General features: G+C 55.6%; 16 protein-coding genes. 10 read left to right on the top strand and 6 right to left on the bottom strand.

From position 1 onward, the window contains the following. Positions 1-76: 76 nt before the first annotated feature. The 3 genes from VQ830_RS02940 to VQ830_RS02930 all read right to left on the bottom strand — a co-directional run bounded on the left by VQ830_RS02940 (position 77) and on the right by VQ830_RS02930 (position 3,131). Positions 77-1,381 (bottom strand): L,D-transpeptidase family protein, encoded by a 1,305-nt coding sequence (locus tag VQ830_RS02940; RefSeq protein ID WP_337266631.1) that lies wholly within the window; start codon positions 1,379-1,381, stop codon positions 77-79. A 669-nt stretch (positions 1,382-2,050) separates the two neighbouring features. After that, positions 2,051-2,563, bottom strand: coding sequence for a transcriptional regulator LdtR (ldtR, locus tag VQ830_RS02935; protein ID WP_337266545.1), 513 nt, complete (start codon positions 2,561-2,563; stop codon positions 2,051-2,053). Positions 2,564-2,693: 130 nt separating this feature from the next. Beyond that, positions 2,694-3,131, bottom strand: coding sequence for a DUF6163 family protein (locus VQ830_RS02930; protein ID WP_337266544.1), 438 nt, complete (start codon positions 3,129-3,131; stop codon positions 2,694-2,696). Between the two features lie 156 nt (positions 3,132-3,287). On the opposite strand from VQ830_RS02930, the gene hemB reads away from it, so the two are divergent. From hemB to VQ830_RS02915, 3 genes are all read left to right on the top strand, one after another. Beyond that, positions 3,288-4,301: a porphobilinogen synthase gene (gene hemB / locus VQ830_RS02925; RefSeq protein ID WP_337266543.1), complete on the top strand. Its 1,014-nt coding sequence runs from the start codon at positions 3,288-3,290 to the stop codon at positions 4,299-4,301. A 73-nt stretch (positions 4,302-4,374) separates the two neighbouring features. Beyond that, a complete protein-coding gene (locus tag VQ830_RS02920; RefSeq protein WP_337266542.1) occupies positions 4,375-4,812 on the top strand; it encodes an RDD family protein in 438 nt (145 codons plus the stop codon). Positions 4,813-4,962: 150 nt separating this feature from the next. Then, positions 4,963-5,733 (top strand): arginyltransferase, encoded by a 771-nt coding sequence (locus VQ830_RS02915; protein ID WP_337266541.1) that lies wholly within the window; start codon positions 4,963-4,965, stop codon positions 5,731-5,733. A 74-nt stretch (positions 5,734-5,807) separates the two neighbouring features. Here the strand turns inward: VQ830_RS02915 and parC are convergent, their stop codons facing one another. Further along, complete coding sequence (gene parC / locus VQ830_RS02910) at positions 5,808-8,063, bottom strand: DNA topoisomerase IV subunit A (protein ID WP_337266540.1); 2,256 nt, start codon at positions 8,061-8,063, stop codon at positions 5,808-5,810. A gap of 194 nt (positions 8,064-8,257) precedes the next feature. Here parC and VQ830_RS02905 point away from each other — a divergent pair, with 194 nt between their 5' ends. From VQ830_RS02905 to VQ830_RS02895, 3 genes are all read left to right on the top strand, one after another. Further along, a complete protein-coding gene (locus VQ830_RS02905; protein WP_337266630.1) occupies positions 8,258-9,457 on the top strand; it encodes an aq_1923 C-terminal domain in 1,200 nt (399 codons plus the stop codon). Between the two features lie 193 nt (positions 9,458-9,650). Then, positions 9,651-11,066: a cytochrome P450 gene (locus VQ830_RS02900; protein WP_337266539.1), complete on the top strand. Its 1,416-nt coding sequence runs from the start codon at positions 9,651-9,653 to the stop codon at positions 11,064-11,066. Positions 11,067-11,068: 2 nt separating this feature from the next. Further along, positions 11,069-12,076: a lysophospholipid acyltransferase family protein gene (locus tag VQ830_RS02895; RefSeq protein ID WP_337266538.1), complete on the top strand. Its 1,008-nt coding sequence runs from the start codon at positions 11,069-11,071 to the stop codon at positions 12,074-12,076. 276 nt (positions 12,077-12,352) lie between these two features. Here VQ830_RS02895 and aspS read toward each other — a convergent pair whose 3' ends face one another. After that, on the bottom strand, positions 12,353-14,143 hold the full coding sequence (aspS, locus tag VQ830_RS02890) for an aspartate--tRNA ligase (RefSeq protein WP_337266537.1): 1,791 nt from the start codon (positions 14,141-14,143) through the stop codon (positions 12,353-12,355). A gap of 259 nt (positions 14,144-14,402) precedes the next feature. Here aspS and VQ830_RS02885 point away from each other — a divergent pair, with 259 nt between their 5' ends. From VQ830_RS02885 to VQ830_RS02870, 4 genes are all read left to right on the top strand, one after another. After that, positions 14,403-15,809, top strand: a complete 1,407-nt coding sequence (locus VQ830_RS02885; RefSeq protein ID WP_337266536.1) for a multicopper oxidase domain-containing protein — start codon at positions 14,403-14,405, stop codon at positions 15,807-15,809. A gap of 115 nt (positions 15,810-15,924) precedes the next feature. Then, entirely contained in the window at positions 15,925-17,070 is a 1,146-nt protein-coding gene (rnd, locus tag VQ830_RS02880) for a ribonuclease D (protein ID WP_337266535.1), read from the top strand. Between the two features lie 265 nt (positions 17,071-17,335). Continuing rightward, positions 17,336-18,421, top strand: coding sequence for an adenylate/guanylate cyclase domain-containing protein (locus VQ830_RS02875; protein WP_337266629.1), 1,086 nt, complete (start codon positions 17,336-17,338; stop codon positions 18,419-18,421). Positions 18,422-18,487: 66 nt separating this feature from the next. Then, on the top strand, positions 18,488-19,843 hold the full coding sequence (locus VQ830_RS02870; protein WP_337266534.1) for an esterase-like activity of phytase family protein: 1,356 nt from the start codon (positions 18,488-18,490) through the stop codon (positions 19,841-19,843). 115 nt (positions 19,844-19,958) lie between these two features. On the opposite strand, the gene ppx is transcribed toward VQ830_RS02870, so the two are convergent. Then, positions 19,959-21,479, bottom strand: a complete 1,521-nt coding sequence (gene ppx / locus VQ830_RS02865) for an exopolyphosphatase (protein WP_337266533.1) — start codon at positions 21,477-21,479, stop codon at positions 19,959-19,961.

The following is a 21,479-nucleotide window of genomic DNA, read 5'->3' as shown; positions in this document are numbered from 1 at the left end:
CTAGGCAATCCACGCGCGTGAAAAAGCCGCGGGTCGAAACACCGCGGCTTGTTGTCTTTACCCAATCAATGCCTGGTTATTGCACCGGCTGCTCAGTGCCCTGCGTGGTATCCAACGCAAGCTGAGCATTGCCGTCCATCTCGTAGATATCGTCGCGGAACTGCACGACGCCATCCGGCATCGCCCACGCCGAGATGTAGACGAAGTACACAGGCACCTCTTCCGACAGCTCGATAGGCGTGTTGACGCGGCTGGCAATGACCTGCTCGATATGCTGGCGGTTCCAGCCGGGCGTTTCCTGCAATAGCCAAGTCGTTAGATCGCGCACGTTCTGAACGCGCACACAACCGGACGATTCAAACCGCATGAGCTTGTTGAACAGGCCCTGCTGCGGCGTGTCGTGCATGTAGACCGAATACTGGTTGTGGAAGTTGATCTTCGTCGAGGCCATGGCGTTGATCTTGCCGGGATCCTGACGGAACATCAGATTTGGCGCCTTTTCGGCATTCCAGTCGATGGTTTCCGGTGCGACCTCGTTGCCCTTGCCGTCGATCAGACGGATTGAGTTCTTTTCGAGGTAGGTCGGGTCTTTGCGCATCAGCGGCATGATGTCCTTCTGGACGATCGATCGTGGTGCGGTCCAGTAGGGGTTCAAGATAACTTCGAAAATCTTTGAATTCAGGATTGGCGTTGGACGGCTGATGCGGCCAACAATCGTCGCATTTCGCAGCGCGACGCTGCCATCCTGAACGGCTTCCAGATAGGTCGCAGGGATATTGACCATCACATGGCGACGGCCGAGATCTTCCGGGAAGGTCTGAAGACGGATGAGGTTGGTCTGCAATTGCTGCAGGCGTACATCAACCGGAATGTTCATTGCCTTCATCGTGAATTCGCCAAGAACTCCGTCAGCGGGAAGGCCGTGGCGAGCCTGGAAGCGCTTTACGGCGCCATCGACGTAAGAGTCGAAGGAATTCGACATGCCGGCTTCGCGCGGCAGATCACCGGTAACGGCAAGACGCTGGCGCAAAGTCGCGACGATCGGATCGCTTGCGCCAAGCTGCAGGCGTTGCTGGGCAATAGGGACCTGCGGCCAACCACCGGCAGAGGCAATCTGCTGGTACTGGGCGATGCCCTGCTGAATGCTGGCGACGGAATGCGGGCCGAGGATCGGCGTATTGGAGATCGTAGCGGCGGCTGTACGTGAGGCGGCTTTTGCATCGAACTGATCATCCCAATCGCCGCGACCGCGCGCGTTGAGCAATGAATCGATTGCAGATTGCGCCAGCGCTGGCGTTGCAAGAGCACCCGCCCCAATCGTTGCAGCGGATGCCAAAAAAGACCGCCGCGAAAGAATTTCAATTCCGTTCTTCTTCGCCATATTTTCCCAACCACTGACTGTCGCAGCTTGAGAGACCTGCGACCTTGCACCGCCCTGCAACGCGGAATGGATCTTTTCGTTGCATGGAACAACCGGAAAAAGAAGCTTCATCAATCACGATATCGCGACTGACAAAATCACCAGCAGGCTGCCCTGAGACAACATCTCTTTCATGCTTCCTCGGCTGCCATACCAATATGGCCAATTCGTGTCCAGGCAGTTTCGGCTTCACGCTTCCGATCAAAAACTTAGCGACCGCCTTTCCAGCGAAAAATCAATGTATTCAGATATTTATGCGATTTACGCGCTGGCGCGGGAGGAGAATGGGTCCGACCGCTACTGTTGCCGAAGAGAAACAACCATTGGCCAGCGCTGGGCAAAAACAGCAAAGCCGGATGCGCAGGGAAACGCAACCGGTTGCCGTTCCGAAGGAGGCGTCGGAATTAAAGAACAAGGGACACACACAGTCCCTTGTGTTTCACACTTTTGAGAGAAGCGACGCGGTCACAAGGCCGAGACAAAACGCGTACGTTCGGTTTCGGCGGCCTTGTCCAAAGTCGCTGTCATGCACTTCAGCATCGGCCCGAAAATCCTATTGATCTTCGGCACAACTGGCGGCGGCTTAAAGATCCGGCCAGTTTTATGCATCCGAGAGCATATGCACAGCCATTAGAGGCGATACATGATGCTGTCGTTCCAGAACCGGTCGAGGCGCTGTAGAAGCTTGTTCATCTGCGCGAATTCGTCCGTGCCGATACCTCCCACCTTGTCGATGGAACCGATATGGCGCTCATAGAGCTTGGCAACGGTATCGGCGATATCCGCGCCTGCATCCGTCAGGCTGATGCGAACCGAGCGGCGATCGACACGCGAGCGCTGGTGATTGATAAGACCAAGATCGACCAGCTTCTTGACGTTGTATGATACGTTAGAACCGAGGTAGTAGCCGCGAGAGCGAAGTTCGCCAGCCGTCAGTTCCGAATTGCCGATATTGAAGAGAAGCAGGGCCTGGACGGCGTTGACGTCGCTGCGTCCCTGACGGTCGAACTCGTCCTTGATGACATCCAGGAGACGGCGATGCAGCCTCTCAACCAGATGAAGGGATTCCATGTAGAGGTCACGGATTGCGTGGTCCTGCTCGCGAGCGCCAGATACCTGCTGTGGCTTAATCTTGGTGTTCATGATAGATGCCTCACTGTTTCGTTTGGCGGTGTTGGTTTTCTTCCCGCCTTGTGAGAGACCCTATCGAATACACATAAAATTCTACTTAAACTGCAGGCTTAACAGCACCTTACCGAAACAAGTGGTTGTATTACGGTAAATCAGTGCTTACCTGCCCGCGGCGCTTGCGCTTCTCCAACCAGAGAAGAAACCGGAATACGAGGTATAGCAAGCCGACCGCACCATGCACGATCACCACCAGTTCGTTCTGACCATAGATGTGCGGAAAGACGCCGTACATCGCGACCTCGCCGGCAGCAGCGAGAAGCCAAACCACGGGCCCCCACGAGACCGTCAACCACAAGCCCAAGGACGCGACAGGAAAGACCACCGCAAGGCTGGTGCTGGCAACGCGCCATGGCAGGCTCAGGAGATCGAACCGCCCCACCCCGGCCTCTGAATAGCCGACCAGCATTCCCCAATATTGCAGGCCCGACCAGAAACAGAAGAGAGCGACCATGCGCAGGAATATGACGAACAGAAGATCGGTCAGCGTGCGTCCAGGTATCGTGTGAGAATCGTCTTCCATACTATCCATCTTAAAGCGAGCGGCTGTCGTTCGCTACCGCTTGGGCACCGCGACCAAAGGTCTCTTTTGGTAAAGCGACGCTTTTATGATAAGCACGGTCTCTCATCTACCTATTCCGCCCACGAGTTGCGCGGCCCGACTTCCGAGAGACTGATCATGCAAGACAAAACTCATCTGGTTGACGACGTAACCGGACATCGCCGGATGCGGCGAAACCGCAAAGCGGATTGGACAAGACGGCTTGTACAGGAAAATCGTCTGACCGTAGATGATTTGATCTGGCCGGTGTTTGTCGTGCCTGGCACCAACGTTGTGGAGCCGATCGCGGCCATGCCCGGCGTCAACAGAATGAGCGTCGACAAACTGGTAGAAGCTGCAAAAGAGGCAGCCGATCTTGGAATACCGGCAATTGCCACCTTTCCGAACATCGCCATGGATCTTCGAGATGAGACCGGCTCCCATAGTCTGTCCGCAAACAACTTGATCAACGAGGCAAGTCGCGCGCTGAAGAAGCACGTCGGCAATATCGGCGTCATCACGGATGTGGCGCTCGATCCCTTCACCAGCCACGGCCACGATGGCATTTTGCGCGATGGCGAGATCATCAACGATGAAACGGTCGATCAGATCGCGCGTGCGGCGGTCGTCCAGGCAGATGCAGGTGCCGATATCATTGCACCATCGGACATGATGGACGGACGCATCGGCGCCATCCGCCGGGCTCTCGACAGTGCAGGACACCAGAATGTCGGTGTCATGAGCTATGCCACGAAATTTGCATCGGCCTTCTACGGCCCCTACCGGGAAGCCATTTCTACCGGCGGACTGCTGAAGGGTGACAAGAAGAGCTATTACATCGATCCGGCAAACAGCATGGAAGCGGTCAGGGAAGCCGCGCTCGACGTCGAAGAAGGCGCCGACATGATGATCGTGAAGCCTGGCCTTCCCTATCTCGACATCTGTTGGCGGCTGAAAGAAGCTTTTGGCCTGCCGATTTTCGCCTATCAAGTCTCCGGCGAATATACGCAGATTAAAGCCGCCGGCATGCAAGGGTGGATCGACGAAGAGCGCGCAATGCTCGAAACCTTGCTGGCATTCAAGCGTGCGGGCTGCGACGGCATTATGACGTATTTTGCAGTTGAGGTGGCAAGGATTCTGTCCCGCCGATAGGATGGCGGCCTCATTGTATTCGTCTTGCGGATTCCCATATTGAATGCGTTGATTTACCCAAGGAGGGCCGCAGATGTCGATCAATTCCAATACTCTTCATGGAGTTCCGCAGGATTGGCGCGCCTACAGCGGCACGCTGAGCCGGCGTGTGTTTGCCTTCATGATCGACTATCTGATGCTTTCCGTCATTTGCGTGCTTCTGTCGATCGCCACGATCGGGATCGGGTTTTTCTTCTATCCGACCCTATTCATTCTTGTCGCGGGTCTCTACTTCGGCCTGACGATCGGCGGTCCGAGACAGGCCTCGCTTGGAATGCGTGCCATGGGGATCGCGGTGATCCGTGTGGATGGGAAGTCTTTAGACTTTCTAACCGCCATCGTTCATATGGCGATCTTCTGGATTTTGAACGCTGTCTTGACGCCCTTCATCGTGCTTGCGGGCCTGTTCATCGAGCGAAATCGTCTCGTGCATGACCTTTTAACTGGCACGGCCGTCATCAGAACAGCGTGATTGAGCGTGCCGACAATGCTGCATGCCCTAAAAAGGTAGCAACTTGAGGTCAACAACGTCAAAACCGTCGATACCGGCTGTTGACCTTTTTTTGTCTTACGTCATCCTTATGAAAAGGCGCTTCATCCGAAAAGGATCAATCCGAAGCCTATGAATACGCAGACGACCCCATCTCCACAATTTTATCTGACGGCTCCCGCGGCTTGCCCCTACTTGCCGCATGAGATGGAGAGAAAAGTTTTCACGCATCTGGTTGGTCCACGTGCTGCCGAGATGAATGATATCCTTACACAGGGAGGCTTCCGCCGATCGCAAAACATTGCCTATCGGCCGGCATGCGAGAGTTGCCGAGCATGCGTGTCTGTGAGGATCCTTGCGCAGGAATTTGAACCGACACAGTCGATGAAGCGCGTTCTTGCGAAAAATCGCGATCTGATTTCGACAGATTTTCCTGCCCAACCGTCGAGCGAACAATATTCCTTGTTCCGCCACTATCTGGATCACCGCCATCAATATGGCGGCATGTCAGACATGACGGTGCTCGATTATGCGATCATGGTCGAGGACACGCATGTCAACACCAAGATCATCGAGTATCGCCGGCGCGAAGAAGGCTCAGGGCTGGAGACGCGCCCTAAAGGCGAGTTACTGGCGGCAGCGCTGACGGATGTCATGAGCGACGGCCTTTCGATGGTCTACTCCTATTTCAATCCGGATGCAGACGCGCGCTCTCTTGGGACGTTCATGATTCTCGATCATGTCCGGCGAACGCAAGCACTTGGACTACCGCATGTCTATCTCGGGTACTGGGTGCATGGTTCACGAAAGATGGAATATAAAACGCGCTATTTGCCGCAGGAGCATCTAACCGCGCGCGGATGGGAACGCTTCGATCCCGGCACTTTGGAGACTAAGCCTTAACACAGGCTGCGCCCCTATCCGCCCGCAGCATGAAGGCATCGACCCGCGCAAGTCGCCGGCCAATGCTGCAAATTCTAGCCAATGAATTTGCCGTTGCGGGGGAAGCCTTTGGGTACCAAGCGCCCAGTGCCAGCTCTATCGGCAAGCCATTCGGTCAGTTCCTCACGCTTGCGATTATAGACACGGCCAGCGCTGTCAGACCAGGAAAGACCTTCATCCATCCTGAAGCATTTGACGTCGGAAATGCCGCCATCCTTGTAGCGTTGCAGGCGTACGCCCTTGCCACGCGTCATTTCCGGCACTTGCTCGAGTGGGAAAATCACGAGCTTGCGGTTCTCACCAACCACCGCGACGTGATCGCCCTCTGCAACGACCACCAGCCTTGCCTCCTCGGGCATTGCGACGTTCATGATCTGCTTGCCCTTGCGCGTGTTGGCAACAAGCTCACTTTCGGGCACCACGAAACCGTTGCCGGCGGTGGATACCACAAGCCGCTTGCGCGCCGGATCGTGAACGAAGGCCGTTAGTACGTCCTGCTCGTTTTCCATATCGATGATGATCCGCAGCGGCTCGCCATGACCACGCCCACCGGGAAGCTTATCGCCACCGAGGGTAAAAGCCTTGCCACCGGTCGTTACGATGAGGATCTTGTCCGTTGTCTGTGCCGGGAAGGAGAGCTTGAGGGCATCCCCTTCCTTGAAGGTCAATGTCGATGTATCGGCAATGTGGCCTTTGAGAGCGCGGATCCACCCCTTCTCCGAGATAACAACGGTGATCGGTTCCTTTTCGATCATTGCTTGCTGGATAGCGGTCTCATCAGCCTCAGGCGCCTCGGCAAATTCGCTTCGGCGTCGACCGACTTCAGTAGCCTTTGCAAACTTCTTTTTGACCTCGCCAACTTCCCAGGCAACGGTCTGCCACTGCTTTTCCTCAGACGCGAGAAGCGCTTCGATCTCGCCCTTTTCCTTGGTGAGTTCATCGAACTCTTTGCGGATCTCGAATTCTTCGAGCTTGCGCAAGGACCGCAAGCGCATGTTCAAGATCGCTTCGGTCTGATTATCCGTCAGGTCCCATCGCGCCATCATGACAGGCTTGGGCTCATCTTCTTCGCGGATGATGCGAATGACCTCGTCAATATTGAGGTAGGCAATCAGGAGGCCTGCGAGAATTTCAAGACGCCTGTCGATGGCTGCAAGGCGGAAGCGTGATCGACGTTGCAGCACCTCACGACGATGATCGAGCCATTCGCGCAATACGTCCTTCAGGCCCATGACACGCGGTACGCGCCCCATCGACAGAACGTTCATGTTCAGCGGAAAGCGGCTTTCAAGCTCGGTGAGCTTGAACATCGATTCCATCAGAATTGTAGGATCGACGGTGCGGCTTTTTGGAACGAGAACGACCCGGATGTCTTCTGCGGACTCGTCTCTGATATCTTCCAAAAGCGGTAGCTTCCGGGCAATCAGGAGCTCCGCAATCTTTTCGATCAAACGGGACTTCTGCACCTGAAAGGGGATTTCGGTGACAACGATCTGATAGCCGCCACGCCCAAGGTCTTCGGTCGTCCATTTGGCGCGGACACGAAAACCGCCGCGTCCGGTGCGGTAGCTCTCAAGGATGCTTTCCCGACTTTCAATGATCAGGCCGCCAGTCGGAAAGTCCGGGCCCGGCATCAATTCTACAAGCTTCTCGACAGTGGCATCTGGATGACGAATGAGATGCAAGGCAGCGTCGCAAATCTCATGAACATTGTGCGACGGTATCGAGGTTGCCATGCCGACGGCAATGCCTGACGAGCCGTTGGCAAGCAGGTTTGGAAAAGCACCGGGAAGGACGACCGGTTCCTTGTTCGATTCATCATAGGTATCGCGGAAATCAACCGCGTCCTCGTTGATGCCTTCGAGCAGAAGCTCGGACACGAGCGTCATCTTCGACTCGGTATAGCGCATGGCAGCAGGGCTATCGCCGTCGATATTGCCGAAGTTGCCCTGACCGTTCACCAAGGTGTAACGCTGGGAAAAATCCTGCGCGAGGCGCGCCAGTGCATCATAGATCGATTGGTCGCCGTGGGGGTGGTAATTACCCATCACCTCGCCGACGATCTTCGCGCATTTCCTGAAAGCCGCGTTTGGCCTCAGGCCCATATCATTCATGGCGTAAACGATACGGCGATGAACCGGCTTCAAACCGTCGCGTACATCCGGCAGCGCACGATGCATAATCGTCGACAATGCATAGGCGAGGTAACGCTCTTCGAGCGCCGCCTTGAGGTCAACCGGCAGTATCTTGTCATCATCTCCGCCAGAGGGCGGTAAAATCTCTTGTCCCATAGGCCTTGACTAACCGAAATGCCGATTCCGGGCAAGGAAAGCAGGGGGTTCTGCTGTGGATGAACGTGATCTCGTCGGCCTCTTCAACACCTCGATAGGTTTGCCTTTCTCATTTCGAACGCTACAAAGGCTCATTGAGATCATTGTTCGTGTTTAGAGACGGCACGATTAGCCATCAGGAGGACGTTTTGAGTTTGAAGTTCAGTCATATCAATTATGTGTTGTTGTTGAGTGCCACGACGAGCGCCTTCGCCGGTCAGGCACTCGCGCTCGACGGGCAAGATTTACTGAATAAGATCAATGCGTCCTATGGCAAACAGGGAGCGACCTTGTCCGCCGGCAAAATCGAGGTGCAGGGAAATACGATTGTTCTCAAGGGGTTGCAGGCCAAGCCGGCAGGCGATGAAGCCCCGTTGAACGTCGGCGATGTCACACTTTCCGACGTGCAAGAAAACGCCGATGGCGGCTATCGCGTCGGCAAAGCCTCATTCCCCGAGTTCGGCTTCTTGCAAGACGGAGTGAATGCCAAGATCTCCGGCTTTGAAATGGGCGACATTGCCATCCCTGGCGATCCCAACAAAGAAGGCATCGATGGCTTCTTCTACGCACGGTCGATCAAGACAGGTGCGGCCAGCGTCAAGCAAGCCGATGCCGAACTGGTCTCTTTCAGCAGCCTTGACGTCAGCAGCGACCTGCGCTCGGATAAGTCCGGCTTCGACTTCAGCGGGACAGTGGCAGACATTAAGGCGAAGCTCGATAAAATCGTGACGGATCCTCAAGCACACGATGCCGTGCAGAAGATGTCTATTCAAAACATCACGGGGAACGTGACGACGAAAGGCTCGTGGGATCTTGGCCCCGGAACCATCGACCTTTCGTCCCTCGCCTTTAGCTTTAACAATGTAGGAAAGCTCGACATATCGCTCAAGTTTTCCGGCTATACGCTCGCTTTCTTGAAGTCGCTGCAAGAAACAACCGAGCAGGCAAAGCAGAATGCCAACCAGGGCGAGGCTCAGCAAGCGCTTGGAATGGCAATGCTCGGCCTGATGCAGCAGTTGACACTAGACAGCGCGCGTATTCGATTTGACGATGCCTCTATAACCAAGCGCGCCCTTGATTACGCCGGCAGCATGCAGAACGTTTCCGGACAGCAAATGGCGGCATCTATCAAGGGCATCGTTCCACTGATGATGGGCCAATTGAATATGCCTGATCTTCAGAACGCGGTCTCGGCAGCCGTCAACACCTATATGGATGATCCCAAGAGCTTTACCGTTGCGGTCGCACCGCCGAAGCCTGTACCCCTGCCGACCATCATGGGGGCGGCGATGGGCGCACCCAACACGATCCCCAATGTTATAGGTCTGAAGATTTCGGCAAACTCCGCCGATTAATCTTTTGATATATCTATAGCCATAGCCCGCCTCTTTTCGGGGCGGGCTTTCGCATTGCAGTTCACACTTGTTGCATTGCACGAAAAGCACTCTTTTCCACGAGGACGAAATCAATATAGTGGCGCGGGATCGTCGGGCGACGATCTGCGACACTCATCCTTCTGGCCGCTTGTCGGCGAAAGTTATGCTTTAGATGCTTGCCTGGCTTGATCAGAAAACCGAGATTCTTGAACGAGCCGCTCCCGAAGAGCGGCTTTTCGAGCCTGCCCATGCAGCCTATTACAACGGCAAGCCAGGCCAGCCATTAAAGCTTCTGTTGCAGGCCAGAAGCGACTTTCTGTCGATATGGCGACGGCAAGATTACAAAGAACATGTTGCCGAATTCAAGCTGCTCGGGCGTCAGCTGGTTATCGTCAATTCGCCAGAAGCCATTCGTTATGTCGTGGCGAAGCGCCATGAAAATTTCGAGCGCAAGACGCCGCAGATGCGGCGTGCACTCGAATATCTGCTCGGCGACGGTCTCTTCATTTCCGACAAGGAGACATGGAAGCAGCGCCGGCCGCTGGTGTCAGACATCGTCCATAAAAACCGAGTTCCGGCCTTTGGCGGGATCATGCAGAGTACATCAAGCGAATTGGTCGAGCGCTGGCTGAAACTTGGCGAAGGCGCTGAGGTCAACGCGCTTTACGAAATGGCAGGCCTTACTGCAGAGATCATCTCGCGAAGCGTTTTCGGCAATGATCTTGGCGAGGAAAGCGCCAATGCGGTGACCGAGGGTTTTGCGGGATACCAATCGCTCGTGGATTCCATCAACATTGGCTATTTCCTCGGCTTCGATGATGGACTGCCAATCCTGAAGACCCCAAGCCTGCGCCGCTCTGTCAAGCGCATTCACCGCATCATCGACCAGGTTATCGAAGATCATCTGGCCGGCAAGGGCGATAACAGCTCCATGGTGGATCTGCTGATCCGTCGCCAGCAGCGCAATCCTGAACTGAAACTCGACGTTGTCGCTCTTAGAAATGAAGCCTCGACGATTTTTATGGCAGGACACGAAACGACTGCGGCCACGCTGACATGGGCCTGGTATCTGCTGACGGGCGCCCCCTGGGTTGAGGAGGCTGTTCACCGCGAGATCGACGCTGTGTGCGGGGACCGTGTCCCCGGACTTGAAGATGTGGCGAAACTTGACTGGTGCCGCGCCGTCATTGAAGAAACGCTGAGACTTTATCCGCCCGTGCCAATCCTTGCCCGGCAGGCGACAGAAGCCGATGAGGTTGGTGGCGTGAAAGTTCGCAAGGCCGCGCTCATCATGATCGTTCCGTGGATCCTTCATCGAACCGAATCCCTCTTCGCAGATCCGCATCTCTTCAAGCCGGAGCGGTTTCTGGGCAATGAAAGGCCAACCCCTTACAGCTATATTCCTTTCGCCGCCGGACCGCGGGTCTGCCCAGGGCTGCAGTTCGGGATGACGGAAGCCATTCTTTGTTTTGCCATTCTGGCGCAGCGATTCCGTGTGAGACTGAAGGAAGGCCACAAGGTCGAACCGCAGTGCAGGCTGACGTTGCGCCCTCGCGGCGGAATGCCGGTCACGCTCCATCGGCGTTGAAAATGGTTGAAGAGAAGTCTCCAAGCCGGGCGTCTGCACCGAAGCGGAAAGCATGGACCTATGCGCCGCCTGAGGCCCCTCCTCTTTCGGCATTTTGGGCAGGCGGGGACCAGCGCAAAGCCTTCTTGCGATATTGGGTTCATCAAAACATCGACAACGTCATCGATCTGTTTTTCTATTTTTCGTTTAAGCTCCTGCCTGCGCGCGCTTGTTCAGCGCTCGGCGGCTGGATGGGGCGCTTTTCCGTTCCGCGCTTTCATGTGTCGGCACAGAAACGGGCTGCCGCCAACCTGCGTCACATTAAACCAGATTTGACGGATACCGAGCTTCAGGCGCTCCTCGAGCGTTATGCAGATTCTCAAGGCCGACAGATGGCTGAATATTCTGTTGTCCCTCGCCTCGCGAAAAGCCATGTCCGCATGCTCGGCATCGAACAGCTGGTGGAGACGTGCAGGCAGGGTCCCGTGATCTTCATAGGGCCGCATGTGAGCAATTGGGAAGTTCTCTGGCATTGCCTTCTTGATCTCGGCCTTGCGGTGACCATGAATTACGATCCACCCAAGCGGCGTTCTCGTCATTATATCGTGAACCGTCTACGCAAAGGTGCCGGTCTTGGAATACTCAAGCCAGGGCGCAGCTTCGTGCGGCCGGCACTTCGTATCCTCGAACAAGGTGGCAATCTTCTCATGTTTTGCGATGAAGGCTTCAACGGCCAGATTCGCGCCCCGTTTTTCAATCAAAAGCCGCATCTGGAGGGCAATTATGCTGTCATTGCCCGTATGGCCCGTAAAACCAACGCGCTAATCTATCCTCTCTATATTGTGCGTGAGGGAGGCGCCGAGTTTACCCTCCATGTCTTGGAGCCTTTTCGACTGCCCCCGGAAAGCGAGCAAATCGGTGGGTTGCTTGACGATGTCGCGCTGCTCAATGCCGTCATTGAGCCAATGGTGCTTGCTCATCCCGAACAATGGTATTTCATCGATAACCGGATGCCTGATCAATCCAGTTGAGATTTGGCTGCGGCTCGAGGTCCGCCGGACATTTTACGTGGTTCCGAGATAGACCGGCTGCGATGAAAACGAGCGCGCCATCCATCATCGTTGAAAGGCGCGCAAAAATAAGTCGCGTCTGCTCGCTCATAAGCCAAGATCGCTAAGTCGAACAAAGGGTATCTCGCTCTACTTATCGACGACGAAAAACGCCGCGCATTCCAATGAATACGCGGCGTTCAAGCGCTTGTCGATAATATCCCTTGACGCGAACGACACTGTTCCTGCGTGGGGAGATCAATCCTTTTTCTGCGGCGGAATCGGCCGCAGATGCAGCTCGCGCAATTGGGCTGGAAGTGCCGGCGACGGCGCTCCCATCAACAGGTCATAGGCCTGCTGGTTCATCGGGAAGAGCGAAATTTCGCGCAAGTTGCGCGCGCCCACCAGCAGCATCACGATGCGGTCGATCCCAAAAGCGCATCCGCCGTGCGGAGGTGCGCCGTACTGGAATGCTCGATAAAGCCCGCCAAAGCGCTCCTCGACATCCGCCTGGCTAAGACCAACCTTTTCGAATGCTGCAACCATGGTGTCTGGCGATTGGTTACGAATAGAGCCGGAGGCGATTTCGAAGCCGTTGCAGACCGCGTCATACTGATAAGCCTTGATCGACAGAGGATCCTGACTATGCAGCGCTTCAATGCCACCTTGCGGCATCGAGAACGGGTTGTGGGCGAAATCGACCTTCTTCTCGTCTTCGTTCCACTCGTAGAACGGAAAGTCCACGATCCAGCAAAGCTCGTAGCGGTCGCGATCGGTCAGATTGAGCTCTTCGCCAGCACGGTTTCTTGCTTCGCCCGCGAACTTGTAGAATTTCGAAGGTTCGCCAGCCACGAAGAAGCAGGCATCGCCCGCGCCGAGGCCAAGCTGCGTCCGGATTGCTTCCGTGCGTTCTTCGCCAATGTTCTTGGCGAGAGGACCGGCGCCCTCGAGCTTCTCGCCTTCGGCGCGCCAGAAGATATAGCCAAGTCCTGGCTGACCCTGGCTTTGCGCCCAGGCATTCATGCGATCGCAGAAAGCGCGCGAGCCGCCGGTCTTTGCCGGGATCGCCCAAACTTCGACCTTAGAGTTGGAGGCAATCATGTTCGCAAAGACCTTGAAGCCGGATCCGGCAAAGTGATCGGTCACAGCTTCCATGATAATCGGGTTGCGCAGATCAGGCTTATCCGAGCCATATTTACGGATTGCCTCGTCATAAGGAATACGCGGCCACTCCTTGGTAACGGGCTTGCCATCCGCAAAGGATTCAAAGATCCGCGTCATCATCGGACCCATCGTGTTCCACACGTCTTCCTGGGTAACGAAGCTCATTTCAACGTCAAGCTGATAGAATTCACCCGGCAGGCGATCAGCGCGAGGGTCTTCGTCACGGAAGCAGGGCGCGATCTGGAAGTAGCGATCAAAGCCTGCCACCATCAGAAGCTGCTTATACTGCTGCGGTGCCTGCGGCAGGGCATAAAAGGTGCCGGGGTGGATGCGGCTCGGGACCAAGAAGTCGCGCGCGCCTTCCGGCGACGAGGCAGTCAGGATCGGCGTCGTATATTCGGTAAAGCCCGCATCGCCCATCTCGCGCCGCATGGCCGAAATAATCTGAGTGCGCTTGACGATGTTCTTATGCAGCGTCTCGCGGCGAAGATCGAGGAAGCGATAGCGCAAACGCACATCCTCCGGATAATCGGGCTCACCGAAAATCGGCAACGGCAGTTCCTTCGCTGCCGAGAGAACTTCGATATCCTGCGCGTAAAGTTCGATCTCACCGGTCGCCATACCAGCGTTGACCGTATCGTCGGAACGCGCCTTGACGACGCCATCGACGCGAATGACCCATTCGCCACGCACCGACTCAGCTGCCTTGAAAGCAGGGCTGTCCGGATCGGCGACGACCTGTGTCATGCCGTAATGGTCGCGCAAATCGATGAACAAAACGCCGCCATGGTCACGAACGCGATGAACCCATCCCGAAAGGCGGACGGTCGAGCCAACATCCGTTTTACGGAGGGCGGCACAGGTGTGGCTGCGGTAGCGATGCATTTTGGATCCAATCCTGATCGTCGGCTAAAGACGGCAGCTGGGGCTCACAAGGCTCTCCGGCGCCGACAATAAAATCGGGCGGAAAAGCGCATGGTCGCTCCGATTTGTCAAGACTTCCAGCCCCGTTGATTGGATTTGTGCCCGGGAGGTCGATCGCAGCACGCTCGCCATTTTGCGGCAATCCAAAACGCAGGAAGATATTGATGATTTTTGTTGTCAACTTTAAAGATGAGATGTTCGATCTTTTTGGAATAGCATCATGTCAATGTTTTCACGTCGCAGCTTTTTAAAAGCAACTGCCGTTGTCGGCGCCTATGCAGGTGGAATGGCTATTGCAGGGCGCTTCAACCATGCCGAGGCAGCAGCAGAGCCATTGCTTTTGAAGTCGGTAAAGACTGAGGCTAAGCTTACTGCGAACGCGGCGACGAAAGACATCATGACGTGGACCGCAAGTGGCTCGGACGGTGGTGCCCAGCCGCCCGTTCTCCGCCTCACGAAGGATAAGCCTTTTGCCGCCAAACTGGTCAATGGATTGGACGAACCGACGACGATCCACTGGCATGGACTCAGGATCGAAAACAAGATGGATGGCGTCCCATTCGTCACCCAGCCCTATGTCTATACCAACGATAGTTTCGATTATCGCTTTACCCCGCCCGATGCCGGTACATTCTGGTATCACCCGCATTGCAACACGCTGACGCAGATGGGGCATGGGATGACCAGCGTGCTCGTGGTCGAGCATCCGCAAGATCCGGCATTCGACGCGGAAGTCGTTGCAAACTTGCGCGATTGGCGATTGGGCAATGACGGACAGTTCATCGCACCCTTTAAACCGCGCGACGCGGCCAAGGCCGGGACCTATGGCACCGTTCGGACAGCCAACTGGCAGCAGGAACCGCAATATGACGCCCCGGCCGGCGGCATCGTGCGTTTGCGACTGGCGATTACCGATGTGACCCGCATCTTCTCGTTGAAAATGGAGGGAGCAAGCGCAAAAGTCATCGCTCTCGATGGCAATCCGGTGCCGGAGCGTTTTTCTCTCGATCTGCTTTTAGTCGGGCCTGGGCAGCGCGTCGAACTCGCGGTTCGTATGCCCGATGAAGAAGGTGCCCTTGCCACACTACAGGATATCCGTGGCACAGCGCCCAAGACAATTTTGACGCTGCGGGCGACGGGCAGCTCACGCAAGCGCGATATCAGAGACCTGGGTCCGCTCGGCGCCAATCCGGAACCAAATTTTGATGCAAATTCGGCCTCCCCAATTCCGCTAGTTCTCAGCGCGACAGCTGAAAACGTATCGGCCAACAGTATATGCGGCTCGCTGGGATACAGCTTTTGGGCCATCAACAAGGTGCCATGGCCGGGCGACACCCCCGATCCGACAGCACCTCTTGCAGAGCTTAAGCTCGGCCGCAGTTACCTCATTCGGATGGAAAATGTCACGCCTCATACCCATCCGATCCATCTTCACGGCATGAGCTTTCGCGTTGTCTCTTCCTCGACACGCAAGGTCCTGCCGCTTCTTTCCGACACCTATCTCATTCAGCCGGATGAAAAGGTGGAGCTTGCCCTCGTTGCCGATAACCCAGGCGACTGGCTCCTGCATTGCCACATTATCGAACACCAGAAGACAGGCATGGCCAGCTATATCCGCGTGACCTAGCGCGCTGTCCCCAGGAGTATGCCTTCAACCCGACCAGCCGCTGCCATAGATATTGACAATGCCCGGCGAAAGGAGAAGGAAGGAGGACCATGTTTTTCCTGAAGACCGGATTGAAATGATCGAAACAACCGCCGAGCTGGAGGCGGCCTGCAAAGAGCTGGCCACGTCGGAATTCATCACCGTCGATACCGAATTCCTGCGGGAGACGACGTTTTGGCCTGAGCTTTGCCTGATCCAGATGGCAAGTCCGACAAAGGAAGTGCTCGTCGACCCGCTCGCAAAGGGCATCGACCTGAAACCGTTCTTCGAATTGATGGCGAATTCGGCTGTCTTGAAGGTCTTTCACGCTGCACGCCAAGATATCGAGATCGTTTATCATCTGGGCGGATTGATCCCACATCCAATCTTCGACACCCAGGTCGCTGCCATGGTCTGCGGCTTTGGCGATAGCGTTTCCTATGATCAGCTTATCAACCGGACCAAAGGCGTCCATATCGATAAGACCTCTCGGTTTACGGACTGGAGCCGGCGCCCTCTGTCAGAAAAGCAGCTGGAATACGCCTTGGCCGACGTTACTCATCTGCGCGAAGCCTACCTCTATCTGAAGGCGGAGCTCGAACGCGAAGGTCGCTCCTCCTGGCTGTCGGAAGAAATGAACATCTTGGAATCGCGCGAAACCTATGACATGCATCCTGACGATGCTTGGCAGCGTCTGAAAATGCGGCTTCGCAAGCCGCAAGAACTTGCCATTCTCAAATTCGTTGCCGCCTGGCGCGAAAGAGAGGCGCGCTTGCGAAATGTCCCGCGCTCGCGCGTTTTGAAAGACGACGCGATTTACGAAATTGCCCAGCAGCAGCCCAAGGATGCGGAAGCTCTTGGCCGGTTGCGAACCATTCCTAAAGGCTGGGAACGTTCGGCGGCCGGGGCCGCCGTGGTCGAAGCCGTTAATGCCGCGCTCGCGCTTCCCAAGGCCGATATGCCGCATCTTCCAAGACAGCAGCAGCCTCCGGAAGGGGCTGCAGCAGCGGTAGAGCTTTTGAAGGTCTTATTGAAGCTCATCTCCGAAAAGCACGGCGTGGCGGCAAAAGTCATTGCGAGCACCGATGACCTGGATAGGATTGCGGCCGAAGGAGAGAATGCTGAGGTTTCCGCCTTGAGCGGTTGGCGACGCGAGCTCTTCGGCGAGCCGGCACTACAGTTGATCAATGGTCAGGTCGCGTTGAGATTCAGCGGTAGGAAGGTGGAGACGGTCGCGCTTTAAGCGATAGAACCGCAAAGAGGTATGCCTGCCAGACAATTGCCGACAGGTGTGCCGCCATATTGGTGCCGCCTGTCGATGCTAATTTAACGTTGGTATCGGCGATAGTTTCCTTAATTCCTTAAATCGGTCCGTATTGGCAGAAAAGAATATTCGATAAATTTATAAGGCTTGGCAGCGTCTGGAGATTGCGGTCGATCATTTCGTGCTCAAGCCGCCGATCATTGTTTTAATGAGGCTATTCATGGTTTCCGGGCGGCGTCGTGAGATGCGCGAGATTTCCCCCGCTCAAAACTGGCTGCTTATCTCTGCCGTCGTTGCTGTAAGTGGGATCATCTACAATCAGCTGTTCTCTGAGCAGTCCCATCCCATAGTCGGAGCAATCTTCGCGCTCTTCATCAGCATGCCGATTCTTGCGTTCGAGCGCGGCATCTTCCTGAAGCGGATACATCGCAGGATCCGGCGTCTTCCAACGCCGACATTTCTTTTGGCGGCGCTATTCATCTACGAAATCCTGATGAGCACGGGCTATGCTCTGGCAGGAATATTGCTGTCCAGCATTGGGCTCATCCATCCACGCTCATGGGTTCACACGCTTGTCCTGCCCTTCAACGTTTTCATTTATGCGCTTCTGGTCTGCATCCTCGTGATTTTCGTGCTGCGCGTGCGCCAACTTCTGGGCCGCGAAGTTTTCATGAGCATGCTCGTCAGTCGATATCGTGTCCCCCTCCGCGAGAAGAGAGTGTTCCTCTCGATTGACCTCGTCGGCTCCACGGCTTTTGCCGAAAAGTTTGGCGACATGCGTACGCAGGAACTGCTCGGCGCTCTGTTCGCGACGATGGACGAGCCAGTGCGTCGATATAAAGGCACAATCGACGATTATATCGGCGATGCGGTGATCATCAGCTGGCCGCTGCGGCTAGGGACGCAAAAGGCAAGGTGCGTCAGATGCATGTTTGATATTCTGGATCAGATCGAGCGAGATGCCGACCACTGGCTCAATGCATTCGGTCAGGTGCCAAGCCTTCGCGCCGCCCTTCACGGAGGCGACGTCATCACGGCAGAGATTGGCGTCGATCACCGCAAGATCACCTATTTCGGCGACACTATCAACATTGCCTCACGCCTTGAAACGCTCTGCCGGACGTTGGACAGGCCCTTCCTGATTTCAACCGAACTCGTTCAGCAAATCGAGCTACCAGCAGATGTTATCGCAGAAGATCTTGGCGCTCATTCAGTGAAAGGGCGAGACCAGAACATTGGAGTGACCGCCCTGTCACGGCGCACCTCGACAGAGACCTGCTCTGCTACTCCTTTCGCCGCTAGCGAAGCTTCTGTTAGGAAACCTTCATAGAAGCGTCAACGTGCCGACATGGAGAGACTGTTAAGCGCGAACGGTCACTCACTTCAGGGGAATATGATGTCGCGCTTTCTTCTCGGCTCCATTTCGCTTCTTGCGATTCTTTCCACACAAGCTTTTGCGGACCAGCAGGAGTTTCCCGCAATGCTCGCCGGACAAGTGGTCATTCCTGCCAACACGATGGTGCCTGCGCCGGCCGACGCTGCCGAGTTCCTCCGACACTCCGGAAAATTCACGACGCCGGATCGGAAGCGAACGGAAGCCTTGGGAACGGTTCCCGGCATGGATGGAAAACGCCCGACTGGCCTATCTCTGCCCTTCGACGGGCAACCCCTTCAGGGCTTTTCCGGGATCAAACATATGAGCGACGGTACATTCTGGACGTTGACCGACAATGGCTTCGGCTCCAAAGCTAACTCCAGTGACGCCATGCTCTTTCTTCATCACATGCGCTTTGAGTGGGATAAGGGGACCTACGAGGTCATCGAAAATGTCTTCTTGTCAGACCCCGATAAAAAAGCGCCCTTTCCTATTGTGATGGAAGGCGCGAACAAGCGTTATCTGACCGGGGCGGATTTCGACATTGAATCCATCCAGCCGGTTGAAGACGGCTTCTGGATTGGGGAAGAGTTTGGACCTTATCTTCTTAAGTTCAGCAAACAGGGGCAGCTGACAGACGTCATTTCGACCGTTGTGGATGGAAAGCCTGTCATGTCTCCCGATAATCCGGTTCTGTCCTTGCCTTCAAAGCCGACGGACAGCCTTCCTGCTTTTAATCTGCGTCGCTCAAACGGCTTCGAGGGGTTGGCAATGGCGAAAGATGGAAGCAAACTCTACGGGCTTCTGGAAGGGCCTATTTTCCAAAATGGCAAAGCCGAGGAAGCGGATGGACATACCGCTCTTCGTATCGTGGAGTTCGATGTCGCGTCGAAAGCATGGACGGGCCGGAGTTGGCTCTATCCTTTTGAAGATAAGGGCGTCTCGATCGGAGACTTCAACCTTCTTGATCGTGGAACAGCTCTCGTCATAGAGCGCGACGGAGGCGAAGGAACCACGGATAAAGCCTGCCCCGACCCCAAAGCTCCAGGCCCGGACTGCTTTGAGGCGCCTGCCCAGTTGAAGCGTGTTTACAAGATTGCCTTCGACGACAGCAATGTCGGCAAGGCCGTCCGCAAGATCGGTTTTATCGACCTCTTGCATATTCAGGATCCGGATAAGAAGAAGCGCGTCGATAACGGCAAAGACTTCTATGACATGCCATTCGTCACAATTGAAAATGTCGATCGGGTCGACGAAACGCACATCATCATCGGCAACGACAACAACCTGCCATTTTCTGCGGGACGTCAGACCAATAAAGCCGATGACAATGAATTCAGCCTGATTGAAGCGAGTGCGCTTCTGCAGGCGAAATAAGAACTATTCTCAATGGCCTTCAAGATTTACGAGGGGTGCGCGCACCCCTCGTTTAAGTGAAGCATGATCGACAGGATTGTGTTTCGAAAACGGGAGCGGTTGCAGCTGCCGTAGTCTACTCGAAGCGAAAAGCCAGGCGCTTACCCGTGAGTTTGGCGAGCTGCTGCAGACGTCCATCGAGCCGCTCTCCGGCGAAATCGCGATATTCAGCAGGAACGACGAATTCCAGGTCGAGATCCGGATTGCTCGATGTTGCAAACGTCAGCTTGCGCACAATCCCTGGCATGGATGCCGAGAAAAGATAAACCACCCTCAGCAGTCCGCCCAGAAGTTTTGCCCGCTCTACGAACAGGGGTGTTGCGATCTTTGCAAGCGAGTCTGTCGTTCCATCATCGCGCAGACCCTCAAATCGATAATAATTGGCAAGCGCAAGATAAGCCCGGCCAGCATGTGTGATGCCGACAAAAGATGTGTGAGCAATCACGTTGAGTGCCTGGAGGCCACGGTAGTCCGGATGAGCGCGCCAGCTGATGTCAGCCAGAAGGCACGCCGCCTTTCGATACCGCTGCTCTTCCTCAGTTTCGGCGATGCCGAAAAATGGCATCATCCGCCCTGTCCATTCCGCAAGCTCCCGCGCATGTTCAGGAGAGCGGGCGCGAAGGATGGCAAGTTCCCCGGCCGCAGCGAGCAAAGGATCCGATCTGCGTTCGCTGTCCGGTAAAAGCGAGTAGAGATACCCTTCCCGCACACCCTGCGCAGAAAAGGAAACGACTGACGGCCGCATGATGGTAAGGACTTCGCGCATCGCAACGGCGCCATAAGGCAGAAGCGCACGCCTGTTTTTGGAAACATTCTGGAAGGCAGGCTCCTTTGAGTCCTTCGAATTTTCCACCTGTTCCAAAAATCGGAGCATTTCTTCCAGGCCGACTTCGTAGCCCTGCATCATATGCAGCGGATAATTCGTCAGCTCCATATGAAGCTTTGCAATGTTTCGCCAGGTTCCGCCTACGGCGTAGAAGGTTCGCCCTGCCCCGCCCTCGAGGACCTTGGCCGAGCGGACATGCTTGCGCGCAAAACTGCGGGCTTTTTCCAGAGATCCATCGGCATATTCGGACAGCCGGATACCGCCCAGCGGCAACGTGATACCTGCACCGATCTTGTGCTCGACGATATCGACCAGTTCAAGGGAACCGCCGCCAAGATCTCCCACGATCCCATTGGGGTGATGAAAGCCGCTGATGATACCGAAAGCGGAGAAGCGTGCTTCCTCTTCTCCAGAGAGCACACGAACTTTCCGGCCGAGGATCGTTTCGGCACTGTGGATAAAAGCGGGTCCATTTTCCGCTTCGCGTGCCGCCGCGGTTGCCAGGACATAAACGGTGGAGGCGCGCGCCTGTGTTGCCAGTACCTTGAACCTGTGAAGGGCCGCCAGGGCGCGTTCGACGCTGGTTTCGTCCATACGGCCAGTCGCCGCTATGCCTTTGCCAAGTCCACAGAGGACTTTTTCGTTAAACAGGATCGTGGGTGAACGTGACAATCCTTCGTACACCACGAGGCGAACGGAGTTGGAACCAATGTCAACGACGGCGACAGGGGCAATTCCAGGCAGACGCCCCTGGGCTTCAGATTCAACCAT

It is taken from the genome of Oryzifoliimicrobium ureilyticum, assembly GCF_037199735.1.
Lineage (GTDB): Bacteria > Pseudomonadota > Alphaproteobacteria > Rhizobiales > Rhizobiaceae > Rhizobium > Rhizobium ureilyticus.
The sequence above is the reverse complement of the archived record's forward strand: the minus strand, read 5'-3'. Positions and strand labels throughout refer to the sequence as shown.

Excerpts from the sequence above, each read along its gene's own strand:
- VQ830_RS02915 (WP_337266541.1), top strand. The coding sequence starts at position 4,963 with ATGAATACGCAGACGACCCCATCTCCACAATTTTATCTGACGGCTCCC.
- aspS (WP_337266537.1), bottom strand. The coding sequence starts at position 14,143 with ATGCATCGCTACCGCAGCCACACCTGTGCCGCCCTCCGTAAAACGGAT.
- ppx (WP_337266533.1), bottom strand. The coding sequence starts at position 21,479 with ATGGTTGAATCTGAAGCCCAGGGGCGTCTGCCTGGAATTGCCCCTGTC.
- hemB (WP_337266543.1), top strand. The coding sequence starts at position 3,288 with ATGCAAGACAAAACTCATCTGGTTGACGACGTAACCGGACATCGCCGG.
- VQ830_RS02875 (WP_337266629.1), top strand. The coding sequence starts at position 17,336 with ATGCGCGAGATTTCCCCCGCTCAAAACTGGCTGCTTATCTCTGCCGTC.
- VQ830_RS02930 (WP_337266544.1), bottom strand. The coding sequence starts at position 3,131 with ATGGAAGACGATTCTCACACGATACCTGGACGCACGCTGACCGATCTT.
- VQ830_RS02940 (WP_337266631.1), bottom strand. The coding sequence starts at position 1,381 with ATGGCGAAGAAGAACGGAATTGAAATTCTTTCGCGGCGGTCTTTTTTG.
- parC (WP_337266540.1), bottom strand. The coding sequence starts at position 8,063 with ATGGGACAAGAGATTTTACCGCCCTCTGGCGGAGATGATGACAAGATA.
- rnd (WP_337266535.1), top strand. The coding sequence starts at position 15,925 with ATGATCGAAACAACCGCCGAGCTGGAGGCGGCCTGCAAAGAGCTGGCC.
- VQ830_RS02920 (WP_337266542.1), top strand. The coding sequence starts at position 4,375 with ATGTCGATCAATTCCAATACTCTTCATGGAGTTCCGCAGGATTGGCGC.
- VQ830_RS02885 (WP_337266536.1), top strand. The coding sequence starts at position 14,403 with ATGTCAATGTTTTCACGTCGCAGCTTTTTAAAAGCAACTGCCGTTGTC.
- VQ830_RS02870 (WP_337266534.1), top strand. The coding sequence starts at position 18,488 with ATGTCGCGCTTTCTTCTCGGCTCCATTTCGCTTCTTGCGATTCTTTCC.
- VQ830_RS02895 (WP_337266538.1), top strand. The coding sequence starts at position 11,069 with ATGGTTGAAGAGAAGTCTCCAAGCCGGGCGTCTGCACCGAAGCGGAAA.
- ldtR (WP_337266545.1), bottom strand. The coding sequence starts at position 2,563 with ATGAACACCAAGATTAAGCCACAGCAGGTATCTGGCGCTCGCGAGCAG.
- VQ830_RS02900 (WP_337266539.1), top strand. The coding sequence starts at position 9,651 with ATGCTTGCCTGGCTTGATCAGAAAACCGAGATTCTTGAACGAGCCGCT.